The sequence below is a fragment of the Herbaspirillum sp. VT-16-41 genome, from assembly GCF_001994935.1.
Classification (GTDB): domain Bacteria; phylum Pseudomonadota; class Gammaproteobacteria; order Burkholderiales; family Burkholderiaceae_D; genus Herbaspirillum; species Herbaspirillum frisingense.
Genome location: NZ_MUXB01000053.1, coordinates 1 through 384 on the forward strand (window position 1 = coordinate 1; position 384 = coordinate 384).

Sequence of the window (384 nt, forward strand, 5' to 3'; positions counted from 1 at the left end):
GCAGACAGTGTTTGTTCCCCCATCCATTCCTTTGCTGTAACTGGTACTGCGATTGTGGCGGCACCGGGAACGCTGGTGGAAGCAAATGCTTTTGACGCTCCCAATACTGCTCCGATAGGTGAACCAAGAGCAAGTGGGATGGATAACCCTGCTGCAACACGAGCAATTCTTTCCATTGATTGTTGTGATTTCTTTATTTTTGCATTTCTTTGTTTTATTTCCTTTACTTTATAATCCCCAGCCATAAACTCACTTATAGACATAGTTTGAGTTTTCATCTCAGTTCCTCCCATAAGTAGACTTTCACCTTAAGCCCTACACACAACTTTTCGATTTTCTTCTTTCTAAAAGGCGTCGTGGTTACCCAGACTAATTTAAACTGTG

At 42.2% G+C, this 384-nt stretch carries 1 protein-coding gene; it reads right to left on the minus strand.

The features are described 5' to 3' along the window. The coding region (locus BTM36_RS27615; RefSeq protein ID WP_217349551.1) for a hypothetical protein at window positions 1-278 on the minus strand (278 nt) is incomplete at its 3' end. Between the last annotated feature and the right edge of the window lie 106 nt (window positions 279-384).